Origin of the sequence: Moraxella nasovis (genome assembly GCF_022701215.1) — a bacterium.
Classification (GTDB): Bacteria; Pseudomonadota; Gammaproteobacteria; order Pseudomonadales; family Moraxellaceae; genus Moraxella; species Moraxella nasovis.
Window position 1 is genome coordinate 1,238,325 of sequence record NZ_CP089976.1, and the last position, 16,120, is coordinate 1,254,444.

A 16,120-nucleotide genomic window follows, 5' to 3' on the forward strand; every position below is an offset into this window, starting at 1 on the left:
ATAAAAGGATAAGACGATGGATAAATTTAAAATTATCGGCAAAAGCCGTATTGCAGGCGAAGTTACCATCTCTGGCTCAAAAAATGCAGCCCTGCCATTACTTGCTGCTATGCTACTGCCAAACGGTGAGACTGTGCTGCACAACGTACCAACTTTAAAAGACACCGAAACATTAGTTAAGCTAATTGGTGGTATGGGTGTTCGCATTAAAAAAGAAGCCAATACTGTCATCGCAGATGCTCGCACGGTAACCAACTACTATGCGCCTTATGAGCTTGTACGCACCATGCGTGCATCCATCTTAGTGTTAGGGCCGCTTTTGGCACGATTTGGCGAAGCAGAAGTGTCTTTACCGGGTGGCTGCTCTATCGGTTCACGCCCTGTGGATCAGCACCTAAAAGCACTAGAGGCAATGGGTGCTGATATCATAGTAGAAAATGGCTATGTAAAAGCTAAAGCCCTTAAAGGCGGTAAGCTTATCGGCTGTGATTTTACGTTTGATATGGTAACAGTCGGTGGAACAGAAAACACCATCATGGCGGCGGCTTTAGCTTCTGGAACGACACGCCTAGAAAACTGTGCCTGCGAGCCTGAAGTGGTGGATTTAGCAAATATGCTGGTTGCTATGGGTGCTAAGATTGATGGCATTGGCACACCGACTATGATTATTGAAGGCGTGGATAGCCTGCATGGCTGTGAATACAGCGTTATTGCTGACCGTATTGAGACAGGCTCATATCTTGCAGGTGCATTGATGAGCTGTGGTGATGTATTGACCAAAAACACAACCACTGGATTTTTACAGCCTGTACTAAAAAAAATGCAAGCGATGGGGGCGGTCATTACCGCAGGCGATGACTGGATTCGTGCTGTGATGAAATCTCGCCCTAAGGCGGTAGATATTCGCACGCAAGTTCACCCAGGATTCCCTACCGATATGCAGGCTCAGCTGATGGCGGTATGTTGTCTTGCTGAGGGGGTAAGCACCATTACTGAAAACATTTTTGAGAATCGTTTTATGCACGTTCCAGAGCTACAGCGTATGGGAGCGAGTATTAAAGTAGATGGACATACTGCTGTGATTACAGGTGTAGATAGCTTTAGCCCAGCTCCTGTCATGGCAACCGATCTGCGCGCATCTATGTCGCTTGTCATGGCGGCAGCTTGTGCTGATGGCGAGAGTATGATTGACCGTATTTACCACATTGATCGTGGTTATGAGAATGTGGAGAATAAGCTGCGTGGGCTTGGCGTAAATATTGAACGCATTAAAGCATAATATGCCAGCACCGAGCATGTATCGGTGCTTTTTTGCATGAGCGGCACGGACTTAGGCTAATGCTAATTTAAAATTGAGAAATCCACTGGTATGAATAAACAAACACAATCAAGTGCATTTAACGGCTTAACTATCGCTTTATCTAAGGGGCGAATTTTAAAAGAAACGTTGCCACTATTAAAGGCAGCAGGTATTGAGCTGTTAGAAGATATAGAACAATCTCGTAAGCTTGTTTTTCCCACCACAAATCCTGATGTCCAAATCTTAATCCTAAGAGCGTCCGATGTGCCAACGTATGTTGAGCATGGAGCAGCAGATGTCGGTATTGCAGGCAAGGATGTTTTGATGGAATATGATGCTCAAGTATACGAGCTACTTGACTTAGGCATTGCCAAGTGTCGGCTGATGACCGCAGGCGTTAAGGGAGCGACACTTCCCAATCGCCGTTTGCGTATCGCCACCAAATATGTGAATGTCGCTCGTGATTATTTTGCCAAACGTGGCGAGCAAGTAGATGTCATTAAGCTGTATGGCTCAATGGAGCTTGCTCCTTTGGTGGGATTGGGTGATCTGATTGTGGATGTGGTTGATACAGGTAATACCTTAAAAGCCAATGGTCTTGAACCATTAGATGAGATCTGCCAAGTATCATCACGCTTAATTGTCAATCCTGTCAGCTATAAAACAAAGCTTGCCAGTCTGACACCGATTTTACAGACACTTCAAAAAGCTACTGCATAAATTTTAGGAACTTAGGATGCTAAATTTAACTACCATTCGTTATACCGATACCGATTTTGATAGCCGATTAGCCGATTTGCTTGCTTTTGAGACGGTAACTGACAGCGTGCTTATCAGCACGGTCAACGACATCATTGACGAGGTTCGCCGTAATGGCGATCAAGCGGTTTTTGCCTTTACCCAAAAATTTGACAATCATCCAGCGACATCTATGGCAGATTTATTTATTGCCAAAGACTATCTTAAAAATGCGTTTGACGACTTGCCAGAACATGTTAAGACTGCTTTACAGTTATCTGCAAGCCGTATTTTTGAGTTTCATCAGCATCAAGTTGAGACAGGATTTTTATTTACCGACACGCTTGGTAACCGCTTGGGTCAAAAGGTGACACCGCTTGATAGTGTGGGTATCTATGTGCCAGGTGGCTTGGCAAGCTACCCATCTAGCGTGCTGATGAATGCCATTCCTGCCAAAGTGGCAGGTGTAAAACAGATCACCATGGTCGTGCCTGCCCCAAAAGGTGTACTTAATCCTTTGGTGCTTGCTGCAGCTCATCTTGCAGACGTAGATAGTGTGATTACTATTGGCGGAGCTCAGGCGGTAGCAGCATTGGCTTATGGCACAGATACGATTGCCAAGGTGGATAAAATTACAGGGCCTGGGAATAAATACGTCGCTGCTGCTAAGCGAGCGGTCTTTGGGCAAGTGGGTATTGACATGATTGCAGGGCCGTCAGAGGTCTTGGTGTATGCCGAAGGGCAAGCCAATGACAATGCCGACTGGCTTGCGATGGATTTATTAAGTCAAGCTGAGCATGACACGGTGGCACAGGCTATTTTTGTCACCACTTGTGAAAAGCAGCTGGCAGATGTGAGAGTAGCTCTTGATAAAGCATTGACAAATCTACCAAAAGCCGACATTGCTAGGGCAGCGTTAGACAATCGCGGGGCACTGATTTTGGCAAAAGACAGATCGCACGCCTTAGACATCATCAACCAAGTCGCCCCTGAACATTTAGAATTATCATTAGATAATCCTGATGAAGTCTTGGCTGACATTCACCATGCAGGAGCGATTTTTATGGGGCGGCATACGCCAGAAGCCATCGGCGACTACTGTGCTGGCAGTAACCATGTCTTGCCGACATCAGGCACGGCACGCTTTAGCTCGCCCCTTGGTGTGTATGATTTTGTTAAGCGTTCTTCAATTATTCATTGTACATCTGATGGCTGTTTACCACTTGCCAAAACGGCTGATATCTTAGCGATAAAAGAAAATCTAACCGCTCATGCCTTGTCGGCACGCTATCGTTATGGCGATGTCTCGTTTAAAGAAGAGGTGTAAGATGATGACAGATACCAGACTTTGGAGCGATAAGGCAAAGACGCTTACCCCTTATGTGGCAGGCGAGCAGCCTAAGCATGATCGGCTGTGCAAACTTAACACCAATGAAAACCCATTTGCACCAAGCCCAAGCGTGCTTGACGCCATCAAAAATGAGCTGGCTCAAGATGCAGATAAGTTAAGATTATACCCTGATCCAAATTCTGACGAACTTAAAGAGGCGTTGGCACAATTTCATGGGTTAGATGCTAAGCAGGTTTTTGTGGGTAATGGGTCTGATGAAGTGCTTGCACTTGTGTTTGCCGCTTTTTTTATGAAATCAAAACCTGTGCTAACCGCTGATATTGGTTATAGTTTTTATCCTGTGTATGCTAATGCCTTTGGTGTTGATTTGCAAACCATCGCTTTAAATGATGATTTTGAGGTTGATGTGGCAGACTATAAGCACTCTGCTGATGGCGTAATCTTAGCCAATCCAAATGCTCCGACAGGTGTGTTATTATCGCTTGAGAAAATAAGGCAGCTTATCAGCTACCATAAAGACGCTGTTGTTGTGATTGATGAGGCGTATATTGATTATGCTGATGAGGGGTCAAGCTGCATAAGTTTGATTAACGAATTTGATAATCTTGTAGTCACTCAAACCTTTTCTAAGTCAAGAGCATTGGCAGGGCTAAGGGTTGGAGCAGCATTTGCCAGTGTTCATTTAATCGCTGCTTTAACTGCCATGAAAGATAGTTTTAATAGCTATCCTTTGGATAAGCTTGCCCAAGCTGCAGCCATCGCAAGCGTTAAAGATGTGGCGTACTTTCAAGAAAAGCGAAAGGCGGTCATTGCTTTGCGTGAAGAGCTGACAACTGCACTTAACAGCCGTGGCTTTGATGTACTGCCAAGCTCGGCAAATTTTATTTTTGCCAATCCTTGTCATGCTGTATTAAGCACGTTTGAGATTTTTGAGAAATTACGAGAGCAGGGCGTTATCGTTCGGCATTGGCAAAAAGACAGAATTAAAGATTATCTACGCATTACTGTTGGCACAAGTGAGCAAAACGCCAGATTGCTTGAAGTGCTAGATACCATCTTATAAGAGTGGCATATCATGGGCAAATTAGGTTAAACTTTCGCTTATTTTCTGTTAGAATACTAAACTAAAGCGACCGCTTATTAGCGGATAATCTTAGCCAGTTATCATAAACCAGCAAAAGGAAGAGTCATGACCGTCATTAAGCAAGACGATTTTATCCAAAGCATTCAAGATGCCTTTCAGTTCATCAGCTACTATCATCCGACCGACTACATCGAGGCACTAGTCAAGGCGTTAGAGCGTGAAGAAAACCCTGCTGCTCGTGATGCTATGACACAGATTTTGGTAAACAGCCGAATGTGTGCCGAAGGACATCGCCCTATCTGTCAAGATACTGGTATTGCTACTGTATTTTTAAAGGTGGGTATGAATGTGAGCTGGGACAGCACGATGAGTGTGGCAGATATGGTTAATGAAGGCGTTCGCCGTGCATATCTGCTAAGCGAAAATAAACTGCGTGCTTCAGTGCTGGCTGACCCTGCTGGCAAGCGTGTGAACACCAAAGACAATACACCTGCCGTCATTCACATGGAAATCGTCGCAGGCGATAAAGTTGAGGTTACCTGTGCTGCCAAAGGTGGTGGTAGCGAGAATAAATCTAAGCTTGCCATGCTAAACCCATCAGACAGTATCGTGGATTGGGTGTTAAAAACCATACCAACTATGGGTGCAGGCTGGTGTCCGCCAGGAATCTTAGGTATCGGTATCGGCGGTACGCCAGAAAAGGCGACTTTGCTTGCCAAAGAAAGTCTGATGAGTCATGTTGATATCCAGGATCTACAAGAAAAAGCCAAAAGTGGTGCTGAGCTTAGCACGACAGAAGCATTGCGTTTGGAACTTTACGAAAAAGTGAACGCCTTAGGTATCGGTGCTCAAGGCTTGGGCGGTCTAACCACAGTGCTTGATGTTAAGATTTTAGATTATCCGACGCATGCAGCAGGTAAGCCTGTGGCGATGATTCCAAACTGTGCTGCCACTCGTCATGTGGAGTTTGAGTTGGATGGTACAGGCCCTGTTACGCTTACGCCACCAAGCATGGATGTCTATCCTGACATTACTTATAGCCCTGATAACGGCAAGCGTATTAATGTTGATACTCTAACCAAAGATGAAGTTGCCACTTGGCAGACAGGTGATGTATTATTACTAAGTGGTAAAATCTATACAGGGCGTGATGCGGCACATAAACGCATGACAGATATGCTAAGTAAGGGCGAGGAGTTGCCCGTTGATTTTACCAATAAAATCATCTATTACGTCGGACCAGTCGATCCTGTGGGTGATGAAGTGGTAGGGCCTGCCGGACCAACGACTGCCACTCGCATGGATAAGTTTACTCGTCAGATGCTAGAGCAAACAGGCTTACTTGGTATGATTGGTAAGTCAGAACGTGGTGAAGTTGCTTGCCAAGCCATCGCTGATAATAAAGCGGTATATCTGATGGCGGTGGGCGGTTCAGCCTATCTGGTGTCTAAAGCCATCAAAGACGCTAAAGTAGTCGCATTCCCTGATCTTGGCATGGAAGCAATCTATGAGTTTGAAGTAAAAGATATGCCAGTAACAGTGGCTGTGGATAGTAATGGCAGCTCGATACATGCAACTGCACCGAAGATCTGGCAAGCTAAAATTGGCAAGATTCCTATGGTGGAAGAATAATAGCCGAGCAATGATAGAACATTGCACGCCAAATAATCAAAAAGCCGTCTTATTCGCTGGGTAAGGCGGTTTTTTATGGTCAGTTGGTTTAAAAGCATAAAAAAAGAGCCAATAAAGGCTCTTTTTTACTAAAATCGTAACTAAGATTAGTTAGTTGTTTTAGTAGCATCAGCAGCGTCTTTTGCAGCATCAGCAGCTTCTTCAGCAGCGTCTTGTGCATTTTCTGCAACAGCTTCAGCTTGCTCAGCAGCGTGTTCGTTGCCAGCAGCAGCGTGTGCAACAGCGTCAGCAGCAGCTTGTTCAGCAGTAGCAGCAGCTTGTTCAGCAGTAGCAGCAGCAGATTGTGCAGCATCAGTTGGTGCAGCAGCAGCAGTTGCAGCAGCTTCAGCAGCAGCGTCTTGTGCCGCAGCAGCAGCTTCAGGAGCTTCTTCAGCTGGCTTTGAGCAAGCAGTTAGAGCTAAAGAAGCAGCGATGATTGCAGATAGAGCTAGTTTTTGCATGGTAATCTCCGTAAGATTGATTGCAATATAAACCATTTGTGATTATAGGATGGATACTTACAAATGGATGGTTTTAAGTGTGGTGCATTATATAGTAAGCTATTTGAAATAAAAAGTATTATTTCCTTAGCAGAGTATCAAAAAAATGTAAAAAAATATTTCAAAATATCAATACAGTGCGAAATAAAGCTTATCTTTGCACAATAGTAATCATGTATTTTTTATCATACAAATACTTATTTTATCAAAGATTTATCAATCAAGCAATAAATTTAGTGCAGTTACATTGTTGTTTTATTGTAATTACCCCTTAGATGGTTCAGCTGGTTTTAGGTTTTTTTCGCCATATTGCTAAAAAACTCATCATTGGTCTTAGAGTCTTTAAGACGGTCAAGTAAGAACTCGGTCGCTTGTGAGTCGTCCATTGGCTGCAGTAATTTTCTTAATATCCACACACGGCGAAGCGTCTCTTCATCTAGTAGGCGTTCTTCACGGCGTGTTGATGATTTTTTGATGTTAATGGCAGGGAATATGCGACGCTCGGCAAGCTCACGCTCAAGTGTGATTTCTTGGTTGCCTGTGCCTTTGAACTCTTCAAAGATAACGCTATCCATCTTAGAGCCTGTGTCAGTTAGAGCTGTTGAGATGATGGTTAAGCTGCCACCTTCTTCTACATTACGAGCCGCTCCAAAGAAACGTTTTGGGCGTTCTAAGGCATGAGCATCCACGCCGCCTGTTAGCACTTTACCACTTGATGGAATCACAGTGTTATAGGCACGTGCTAGGCGAGTGATAGAGTCAAGTAAGATAACTACGTCTTGCTTATGCTCCACAAGGCGTTTTGCCTTTTCTATGACCATTTCGGCAACTTGTATGTGCCGTGTCGGCGGTTCATCAAAGGTAGATGCCACAACTTCACCACGCACGGTACGCTGCATTTCGGTGACTTCTTCTGGGCGTTCATCGATAAGTAGTACGATGATATAACACTCAGGATGGTTTTTTGCGATGGCGTGAGCGATGTTTTGTAGTAGGACGGTTTTGCCTGCTTTTGGTGGGGCAACGATGATAGAACGCTGACCCTTACCAATAGGGGCGATAAGATCAATAATACGCCCTGTCAAATCTTCGGTTGTGCCATTGCCTTGCTCTAAAGTGAGCTTTTGAGTTGGAAATAAGGGGGTTAGATTCTCAAAAATCAGCTTATGGCGACTGCGATCTGGTGTGTCAAAGTTGACTTTACTGACTTTAAGTAGGGCAAAATATCGCTCTTGGTCTTTTGGTGGGCGAATCTGCCCTTCAATGGAGTCGCCAGTTTGTAGGTTAAATCGGCGAATCTGGCTTGGACTGACATAGATATCATCAGGGCCTGCCAGATACGATCCTTCAGATGAGCGTAAAAATCCAAAACCATCAGGTAAGATCTCAAGCACGCCATCACCGTAGATGGCTTCACCATTTTGGGCATGAGTCTTTAAAATGGCAAAAATAATGTCTTGTTTGCGACTTCTTGCCATGTTGTCCAATCCCATTTGTTCAGCAATGGTAAGCAACTCGGCAACGGATTTGCGTTTTAGTTCGGTTAAGTTCATGGAGTGTCTGTTAATTAAGAAAAAGTATAGAAAAAAAAGTACTGTGCTTGGATTATGATGGGGTAATTGAAATCAGCCAGAGAAAATAAGCGAGAATCGCAAGTTTGGCTAGTCGCTAATAATAAAGCGTTTTTGGGTATGTTGTCAATATTTAGTCAAAAATTTTTACAAAAAAAAGACCCGCTATGGCGAGTCTTTGTCTTTATGGTAAGACTTTTAAATTATAGGTGCTTTTCAAGTAGTGCAGCAAATTCACTTTTTGGGCGACCACCGACAACGGTATCTAATTTTTCGCCATCTTTAAAGACAAATAAGGTCGGAATGCTACGAATGCCAAAGCGAGCAGCAGACTGCGGGTTATCATCGACATTTACTTTTACGATTTGAACACGGTCGGCAAAATCCACAGCAAGCTCTTCTAGTACAGGTGCGATGGCCTTACAAGGACCGCACCATGGTGCCCAAAAATCGACCAAAACCAGCTTGTCAGCTTGTAGTACATCTGCATCAAAGTTGGCGTCAGTGGTGTTAATGATACTCATAATGAATTTCCTAGTTGGTTGGTTAAGATTTTAAAGATTATAAGGGTGATTTTGGGATATTTCAAGACGCAAAAGGGATTGTTTTATCGCCGAGCAGCCTAAAGGGGTAAAATTATGACGCATTATCATCGCTTGATGATACTAATTTTAGTGGGTTTGCTATGTTATAATGGGCAGTTTTGATGGGCTTGATAAGCTTAGAATGTATTTAACCCACCATATTATTATCACCACAATAAAGCCAAATTATGAACATTACCGATAGCGATATCATGAAGATGAATGCTGCTGAAGCGGCATATGATGAGCAGTTTTTTCAAAGATTTATCCAATCTATCACAGTCTATGAAGACGATGATATCTGGGTGCTAGATAAGCCAGCAGGATTACTTAGTGTTGATGGCAGGGTGCTTAAGGTGAGCTTGCAATCACGATTATTAAGGGTCAATCCTGATATTAAGCTGATTCATCGTTTGGATATGGATACTTCAGGATTGATTATTTTTGCTAAAAATGCTGCCGCACAGTCGCACATTAGTAAGCAGTTCATCGATCGCATTCCCCAAAAAGAATATCAGGCGGTGATTTTTGGGCGGTTTGGTGAGATTGGCGACAAAGGCGTGATTGATGTGCCAGTTCGCTATGAGCCAGCTACCAAGCCACGCCATATTATCGATCATAGCTGGAATAAGCAAGCGATTACTCAGTATCAGGTGCTTACCCATGAGATGCTGATAGATGATAAAGGGCTAGAGCATGCGGTTACTCGCATGAAGCTAAAGCCAGTTACAGGACGCAGCCATCAGTTAAGGGTGCATATGGTACATATTCATCATGTCATGGTGGGAGACCCCATCTATGCTGATGGTATTGCAAGACAGCTATCGCCACGCTTGTGCTTGCACGCTCATAAGCTTCGCCTAAAGCACCCTGTGCATGGTGCATGGCTTGACTGGGTGAGTGATGTGCCGTTCTGATTGGCAAGATAAGCTTAAGTATATATATGATACGCCATCAAGGTGCTAAAATCTGCCATAAACTTTCAAACCATACCCAATCCTTAACAAATTTAGGCTTTTGGTAGGTTTGCCATAGCTTTTTTTTAGACACCGCTTGCTTTAATTAAACCTAAAAAAGCGAGCGGTGCTGTAAAAATTATGCCCAATATTTGATAAATCTGTTATAAGACAGTATAAGACAGCTTAATCAAGCATGCTTATCGTCTTTTTGGTTTGGCAATTTAAACGCCCACTCTGGTGGTTCGTCTATGCCAGATTCTTCATCTTTTTCGGCATCATCAAAGGTTGGCTGAGTGATGTCTGCAGCGTGATGAACGGGCGAATAAACAGAGTATAATTTTAGTGGCTCATCACCTGTATTGGTGATGTTATGCCATTTACCGGCAGGAATGACAATCGCCCAATCGTCTTTTACTTCTTGCTCAAAGCTTAGGTTGTCTTTACTGTCGCCCATTTGACATAAACCTGTGCCTTGCTCAAGGCGTAAAAACTGGTCGTTTTGAGGGTGGGCTTCTAGTCCGATGTCTTTACCTGGCTCGATACTCATTAGGGTAACTTGCAGGTATTCACCCGTCCAAATCACTTTACGATAATTGTCATTGGTAAGGGTTTGCTCTTCGATGTCAAACGCATTTGGCTTAGGTCCAATATCTTTCATAAGAAACTCCTATTGGTTGGTTAAGTGATGTGCCGCTATTTAAACGGCGGTTAAATTAATCTACTGACAACGGCACTTTGATAAAGACGTTTTGCCCGTCCGCCAGTCGCACAAAACACCAAAATAGGCTCAGGCAAATTACTGACGAGTTTGGCAAAAGCTGTAACGGCGTCCTTGGATAAGCAGACATCTGCATCAACAGGTAAGTGATGATAGATGAGTCCGCAAGCAGTAGCGTGTTGCTGTAACTCAGCAGATGAAGGCTGATCTGCACATTCACCATCACAGCGTAAGTTAATCAAACTTTTAAAGCCAAGATCGGTGATGGCTTGGCATTGGTCAGGGTGAATCTGTCTGCATAAAGTGATGGTATCGACATTCATGGTGATTGTTTTATAAAGTTAAGTTGATGGTATCTTAACGGAAAAACAAGTCGTATTCAATCGTTATTTGGCATAAGCTTAGGCTTGATGGGCATTTAGAGCCTGCTTATATATGGCGACCCAATGAAATTTGTCAAGCATAATCGCTTGACGTATTTTCATAAAAATGGCTGCTATTATTCCCCATAGATTTTGGTCTGTTGGGCAAATTGACAACCCTTTTGACGAGCGGCGATAATCATAGCGTCGTGTTCGCCATACAGACGAGATAGGGTGATGTTTTTGGTGTTGCGTTGGCTGTCGTTTGCCCCCACACCAAAACTGATGCTTGGGAAGATACCATAACGACTGCTGCCTGTCAGCCCTATGTTAATCCCTGTTGATGATAGAGCAATTTGTTGTTTTTGGGTTTTTTCTACCATAGAAGCGATACGATTGGTTTCACTTTGAAGGTCGGCACAGCTTTGGTTTTGGTAGTTGGTTGGATTGACGTATTGGGGCGTTATCTGTGTGGTCGCACAGCCTGCTAAGGTAAATGCAGCGGTAAGTAATACAAGTTTTTTCATTAGTTTTCCAAAGTAATTTAAAAGTTAGTGTTTATTTTGCCCTGCACAGTTTGGGCTATTTGGGGCGTGGTGGATGGTTTGCCATTCGCTGGGCGTATAAGCATGAATGGCAAGTGCGTGGATACTACCGCCATTTGCCATTAAATAGGGTGATACAGCAGCATAGACAGCTTGATGGCGAGCAGCAAGCCGTTTGTCGGCAAAGTTATCACTGACAATCACAAGCTTAAAATGGCTTTCTTTGCCATCATAATAGCCTGCATGCATATGGCTTTCATTATCTAGTGTCAGATGGCTTGGTGATAGCCCTTGTAACGCTGCCATCAGTGCATGATGTGTCGTCATATTTTAGCCCTATTGGTTGATATATCGTTAAGACTTGTTTACTGCTAATTACCCGTTTAATTATAGCCAATCATCAGCCAATAGCAAGCACCCACGCCAAAAACTTTGTTATAATAATGTATCTAATACATAAAAGTGATAAAGTCATGCCTACACAACACCCTAAGGGTATTCCACCCAAGCCTGAGCCGCCTGAAGATTATGAATGCTGTAACAGCGGCTGTGAAGAGCTGTGCGTGTTTGAGATTTATCGCCAAGAAAGTGCCGAGTGGCAAGCCAAATATGGCAAGCTAAGCGAGCAGTGTGATGATTGAGCATTTTGATGTCGTTATCATTGGAGCTGGGGCGTCAGGACTGTTTTGTGCTTTTAACACAGCCTTATATGGTAAATCCGTTTTGGTGCTTGATCATGCCAATAAAGCGGGTAAGAAAATTTTAATGTCAGGCGGTGGACGCTGTAACTTCATTAATACGCATGTTGAGAGCGATCATTTTGTCGGTCAAAATACGCATTTTGTAAAATCTGCCCTAAGTCGATACACGAGCGAAGACTTTATTAAGCTTGTTGAAAGCCATGGCATTGCCTATCACAATAAGGGTCAAGGTGAGCTTTTTTGTGATGAATCATCTAAGGATATTTTAGCGATGCTATTAACCGAGTGCGATAACGCAGGGGTGAGCATTCGACTAAATACGCATATTAATACCATCACACCAAACTGTCACCATCTGGCTGATAATCAAGGCTTTCATCTGGTGGTTACGCCAAAGCAGGGCTTAGCCTATCAGGTGCATTGTCGGTATTTGATCGTTGCAACAGGTGGACTATCTATCCCAACGCTTGGGGCGACAGGGTTTGGTTATCAGATTGCCACTCAGTTTGGGCATAAGATAGTACCAACCGCGCCAAGTCTTGTGCCTTTTACTTTTACCGATGAGGTAGGTAAGATGGCAAAGTTATTGTCAGGTATTAGTCTTGATGTGGTTGCCTTTAATGACAAAGCAAGTTTTAGCTTGCCAATGCTATTTACGCACCGTGGATTATCAGGCCCTGCGATGTTGCAGTTGTCGAATTATTGGCAAGCAGGCGAGCCAATCTACATTAATTTATTACCTAATATTGATGCGACAAAATTGCTACTATCCACAAAAAACACCCGACCAAAGCAGCTAATTCGTACAGTATTTGCACCATACTTCCCAAAAAAACTACTCACAGCGATACAGGCACAGTTTTGGCATAGCTTGGCAGAAACTGAGCTTGCCAATATTAAGGATAAAAAGCTTGTGCAGATTGGTGAGTGTCTAAATGCATGGAAAATTAAACCAGCTGGCACCGAAGGCTATCGTGTCGCAGAGGTAACTTTAGGCGGTGTAAATACAGCAGATGTGTCTGGCAAGAGTATGCAAAGCCGACTGTGTCAAAATCTGTATTTTATTGGCGAAGTGTTAGATGTAACAGGGCATTTGGGTGGGTTTAACTTTGCTTGGGCGTGGGCAAGTGGCTATGTCTGTGCTGAATCTATCGGCATGCGTTAGATGCACCATCATTGTATCTGATGAGCTTATAAATACCAACGAAAGTGCCAAAATTTGTGGCGTGGCTTAGCCAAAGTGGTTTATAATAGCCAGCTTACCAACCCAAAACTTACCATTCATCACATAAGAAAGCCATGTCTGCCATTTTAGAAAAAATACCCCAAGCGTTTTGGCAAAAACTACCAAGTGCTAGAACCACTTTACTGACCAGCTTATTTTTGCTGATGTCGTTAAGCTTGCTGATGATTGCATCAGCTTCTACGCCGTTTGCACTTACTAAGGGTTTGCCGCCACTGAAGTTTTTTTGGTCACAGATGACCTATGTTGCCGTGGGGGTGTTGGCAGGGATTATTGCATATCGAGTGATACCGATTCGGATGTATCGTGATTTTTCAATGATTGCTTTTGTCTATCTTGTCACAGCCATCTTATTGGTTTTGACATTGATTATCGCTGATTCGATTAATGGGGCGAAGCGATGGATTGAGCTTGGTCCTTTTAATCTGCAAGCAGCAGAGATAGCCAAAATGATGATGATTTTTGTGGCGTCAGATTACATGGCACGCCGCTCTGATATTCGTGAGAGCTTGTGGCGTGGCTGGCCGCTACTGTGTCTATATGCTCCGATTTTGGCTTTGTTGGTGCTTCAGCCAGATTATGGATCACTCATTGTCATTGCAGCTACTTTACTTGTTATCGCGTTCATCGGTGGTGCCAAGCTTAAAGATTATTTGGCAATCTTTGGTGTTTTTGGTGCTGTTGCTGTGTTTGGTCTTTGGGCGGCAGACTATCGCCGTGCACGTCTGCTTTCTTTTTGGGATCCGTTTAATGACATTCAAGATACTGATTTTCAGCTTGCACGTAGTTTAATCGCCTTTGGACGAGGGCAGTTTAGCGGAGTGGGTTATGGAGATAGTGTTCAAAAACTTGCTCACTTACCAGAAGCTCATACTGACTTTTTATTAGCGATTACAGGTGAAGAACTAGGGTTTTTAGGCGTGTCGTCTGTGCTATTGCTAGAGCTGCTGATTGTTATATCTATTATGAGAATCAGTTATAAGACGCTGCAACGTAACCAAATGTTTTTAAGTTATTCAGTGTTTGGTGTTGGTACGGTGTTATTTGGTCAAGTTTTGATTAATGTTGGGATGAATACAGGCATTATGCCAACTAAAGGTCTAACTTTACCTTTTTATAGTTTTGGGGGGTCGTCAATCGTTATAGCACTGATGATGATTGGGTATGTGCTAAAAGTTGATGCAGAAAGTGATGGTATTCATCAGCGTCAAGAAAACCGTAGATTTTAGTAGCGTAGCTTTAAGGCTAAAAAAACGTCCAATGGGCGTTTTTTAATATTTGCTGATACCAAGGCTGGTTTTGTTCTTTAAGGGGGTATTTGTCCAGTTTGAGATGGCAAAGGCGAGAATTTCGCTGGGCGTACCGCTTGCCATATCATGTGCTATTGGCTGACCTAATAGCGTTAGACAGTGAGTGAGTAGTTGGCTTGGCTTTTCACCATGAATGGGCTTGGCTAAGTTTTGCTTGGAAAGCTTTTGACCATCTGGGTTATGCAATAAAGGCAAATGGTAAAAATAATCAGGCGTGGGTAGCTGGCACATGGCAAGAATGGATAGCTGTGCGATTGTCATTGGGAGAATGTCAAGCCCACGCATAACGTGCGTGATATTTTGTAAGCCATCATCAATTGCACAAGATAAGATATAGTTAATCATGTTGTTTTGGCGTTTAATGACAACATCGCCTAGGCTTTTGGCAGGATTATCCCAAATCATTCCTTGAAGACCGTCAAAAAAACCACTCATCACATCAGGCAGTTGCAGGCGAATTTTACTACAAATCTCATCATGGGCTTGATGTAGGCATAATCTAGGATAGATGGGCGGGGCGTTTAGACTTTCGGTTTGGCTAAGACAAGCCATTGAGCTATCAATAACGGGGGTAAAAGCATGGGGGTGGCTGTCATAGAAGTCTTGTAACTGCTTGCGAGAACATTGGCATGGGTAGGTGAGTGTTTTTAGCTTATCTTGAATGATAGCATTATAGATATCTAGCCTGTCTGATTGATAAGTAACGCTTTGATCCCATGTCAGACCTAGATTCTCAAGATCATCTAAGATGCTTTGGGTGTATTTGGATTTACACCGTTCAAAATCCACATCTTCAATGCGAAGCAGCCATTGCCCACCAAGCGATTTGATATGACAAAAGCTCGCAACAGCAGTGGTTAGCGAGCCTAAGTGTAGCATGCCTGTCGGCGACGGAGCGAACCGACCAATAACAGGGCGCAGGCTTTGATGTAATGCACGTGCCATAGTGCATTATTATCCGTGATTTTGCTTTTCTTTGATTTCAGATAAGGTTTTACAATCAATGCACTGGGTGGCGGTCGGACGTGCTTCTAGGCGGCGAAGTCCGATTTCTACACCGCAAGTTTCGCAGTAGCCGTAGTCGCCTGTATCAATTTCAACGATGGATTTTTCAATTTTACGAATCAATTTGCGTTCACGATCTCGTGTACGCAGCACTAAGGCAAATTCTTCTTCTTGGGTGGCTCTGTCATTGATGTCAGCCATAGCCCCTGTCTCTTCGTTAATGTAGTCCTTTACACGTTCAGCTTCAGTAATCAGCTCAGTTTTCCAGTCTAAGAGCATTTTACGAAAATGCTCTAATTGGCGATCCGACATATATTCTTCGTTGTCAGCGGATTGATAAGGAGTGAACGCAGTTTGGGAATGTGTACTCATTCGTAAGATCCTTTGATGAATGATAAGTTGCACAAAAGAACAAATCGTGCAAGTGCGTCATAAATGGGCATGGTTTTGGGTTTTTCAAGTTGTTTGCATAATTTTT

Annotated in this window: 18 protein-coding genes; 9 read left to right on the top strand and 9 right to left on the bottom strand. The window is 43.5% G+C overall.

All coding sequences use genetic code 11. The annotated features are described in order from the left end of the window. Window positions 1-16 precede the first annotated feature (16 nt). The 5 genes from murA to LU293_RS06075 all read left to right on the top strand — a co-directional run bounded on the left by murA (window position 17) and on the right by LU293_RS06075 (window position 6,105). Window positions 17-1,279, top strand: a complete 1,263-nt coding sequence (gene murA / locus LU293_RS06055; RefSeq protein ID WP_242746354.1) for a UDP-N-acetylglucosamine 1-carboxyvinyltransferase — start codon at window positions 17-19, stop codon at window positions 1,277-1,279. 90 nt (window positions 1,280-1,369) lie between these two features. After that, the gene (gene hisG, locus LU293_RS06060; RefSeq protein WP_242746356.1) at window positions 1,370-2,020 is read left to right on the top strand and encodes an ATP phosphoribosyltransferase; all 651 of its coding nucleotides are present in this window, start codon (window positions 1,370-1,372) and stop codon (window positions 2,018-2,020) included. A gap of 16 nt (window positions 2,021-2,036) precedes the next feature. After that, window positions 2,037-3,365 (top strand): histidinol dehydrogenase, encoded by a 1,329-nt coding sequence (gene hisD, locus LU293_RS06065; RefSeq protein WP_242746360.1) that lies wholly within the window; start codon window positions 2,037-2,039, stop codon window positions 3,363-3,365. 1 nt (window position 3,366) lies between these two features. Further along, window positions 3,367-4,452, top strand: a complete 1,086-nt coding sequence (hisC, locus tag LU293_RS06070) for a histidinol-phosphate transaminase (protein WP_242746363.1) — start codon at window positions 3,367-3,369, stop codon at window positions 4,450-4,452. A gap of 126 nt (window positions 4,453-4,578) precedes the next feature. Then, window positions 4,579-6,105 carry a fumarate hydratase gene (locus LU293_RS06075; protein WP_242746364.1) on the top strand — a complete coding sequence of 509 codons (1,527 nt, stop codon included), beginning with the start codon at window positions 4,579-4,581 and terminating at the stop codon, window positions 6,103-6,105. Window positions 6,106-6,251: 146 nt separating this feature from the next. Here LU293_RS06075 and LU293_RS06080 read toward each other — a convergent pair whose 3' ends face one another. The 3 genes from LU293_RS06080 to trxA all read right to left on the bottom strand — a co-directional run bounded on the left by LU293_RS06080 (window position 6,252) and on the right by trxA (window position 8,739). Next, window positions 6,252-6,605 (bottom strand): hypothetical protein, encoded by a 354-nt coding sequence (locus LU293_RS06080; RefSeq protein ID WP_242746366.1) that lies wholly within the window; start codon window positions 6,603-6,605, stop codon window positions 6,252-6,254. Between the two features lie 329 nt (window positions 6,606-6,934). Continuing rightward, on the bottom strand, window positions 6,935-8,197 hold the full coding sequence (gene rho, locus LU293_RS06085) for a transcription termination factor Rho (protein WP_242746368.1): 1,263 nt from the start codon (window positions 8,195-8,197) through the stop codon (window positions 6,935-6,937). A gap of 221 nt (window positions 8,198-8,418) precedes the next feature. After that, window positions 8,419-8,739, bottom strand: coding sequence for a thioredoxin (gene trxA, locus LU293_RS06090; protein WP_242746370.1), 321 nt, complete (start codon window positions 8,737-8,739; stop codon window positions 8,419-8,421). Between the two features lie 248 nt (window positions 8,740-8,987). Between trxA and LU293_RS06095 the strand changes: the two genes are divergently transcribed. Next, window positions 8,988-9,716 carry an RluA family pseudouridine synthase gene (locus tag LU293_RS06095; RefSeq protein WP_242746372.1) on the top strand — a complete coding sequence of 243 codons (729 nt, stop codon included), beginning with the start codon at window positions 8,988-8,990 and terminating at the stop codon, window positions 9,714-9,716. Between the two features lie 229 nt (window positions 9,717-9,945). Here the strand turns inward: LU293_RS06095 and LU293_RS06100 are convergent, their stop codons facing one another. The 4 genes from LU293_RS06100 to LU293_RS06115 all read right to left on the bottom strand — a co-directional run bounded on the left by LU293_RS06100 (window position 9,946) and on the right by LU293_RS06115 (window position 11,710). Continuing rightward, on the bottom strand, window positions 9,946-10,416 hold the full coding sequence (locus LU293_RS06100; protein ID WP_242746375.1) for a cupin domain-containing protein: 471 nt from the start codon (window positions 10,414-10,416) through the stop codon (window positions 9,946-9,948). Between the two features lie 50 nt (window positions 10,417-10,466). After that, window positions 10,467-10,799: a protein tyrosine phosphatase family protein gene (locus tag LU293_RS06105; protein ID WP_242746378.1), complete on the bottom strand. Its 333-nt coding sequence runs from the start codon at window positions 10,797-10,799 to the stop codon at window positions 10,467-10,469. Between the two features lie 176 nt (window positions 10,800-10,975). Further along, a complete protein-coding gene (locus LU293_RS06110) occupies window positions 10,976-11,365 on the bottom strand; it encodes a hypothetical protein (RefSeq protein ID WP_242746380.1) in 390 nt (129 codons plus the stop codon). Window positions 11,366-11,389: 24 nt separating this feature from the next. After that, window positions 11,390-11,710: a BolA family protein gene (locus tag LU293_RS06115; protein WP_242746382.1), complete on the bottom strand. Its 321-nt coding sequence runs from the start codon at window positions 11,708-11,710 to the stop codon at window positions 11,390-11,392. A 146-nt stretch (window positions 11,711-11,856) separates the two neighbouring features. On the opposite strand from LU293_RS06115, the gene LU293_RS06120 reads away from it, so the two are divergent. From LU293_RS06120 to LU293_RS06130, 3 genes are all read left to right on the top strand, one after another. Beyond that, window positions 11,857-12,024: an oxidoreductase-like domain-containing protein gene (locus LU293_RS06120; protein ID WP_242746384.1), complete on the top strand. Its 168-nt coding sequence runs from the start codon at window positions 11,857-11,859 to the stop codon at window positions 12,022-12,024. Further along, entirely contained in the window at window positions 12,017-13,249 is a 1,233-nt protein-coding gene (locus tag LU293_RS06125) for a BaiN/RdsA family NAD(P)/FAD-dependent oxidoreductase (protein ID WP_242746386.1), read from the top strand. Before LU293_RS06120 ends, LU293_RS06125 begins: the two co-directional genes overlap by 8 nt. 134 nt (window positions 13,250-13,383) lie before the next feature. Next, complete coding sequence (locus LU293_RS06130) at window positions 13,384-14,556, top strand: peptidoglycan glycosyltransferase FtsW (protein WP_242746388.1); 1,173 nt, start codon at window positions 13,384-13,386, stop codon at window positions 14,554-14,556. 42 nt (window positions 14,557-14,598) lie between these two features. Here the strand turns inward: LU293_RS06130 and gluQRS are convergent, their stop codons facing one another. Continuing rightward, entirely contained in the window at window positions 14,599-15,582 is a 984-nt protein-coding gene (gene gluQRS / locus LU293_RS06135) for a tRNA glutamyl-Q(34) synthetase GluQRS (RefSeq protein ID WP_242746390.1), read from the bottom strand. Between the two features lie 9 nt (window positions 15,583-15,591). Beyond that, on the bottom strand, window positions 15,592-16,014 hold the full coding sequence (gene dksA / locus LU293_RS06140; RefSeq protein WP_242746392.1) for an RNA polymerase-binding protein DksA: 423 nt from the start codon (window positions 16,012-16,014) through the stop codon (window positions 15,592-15,594). Window positions 16,015-16,120: the final 106 nt, after the last annotated feature.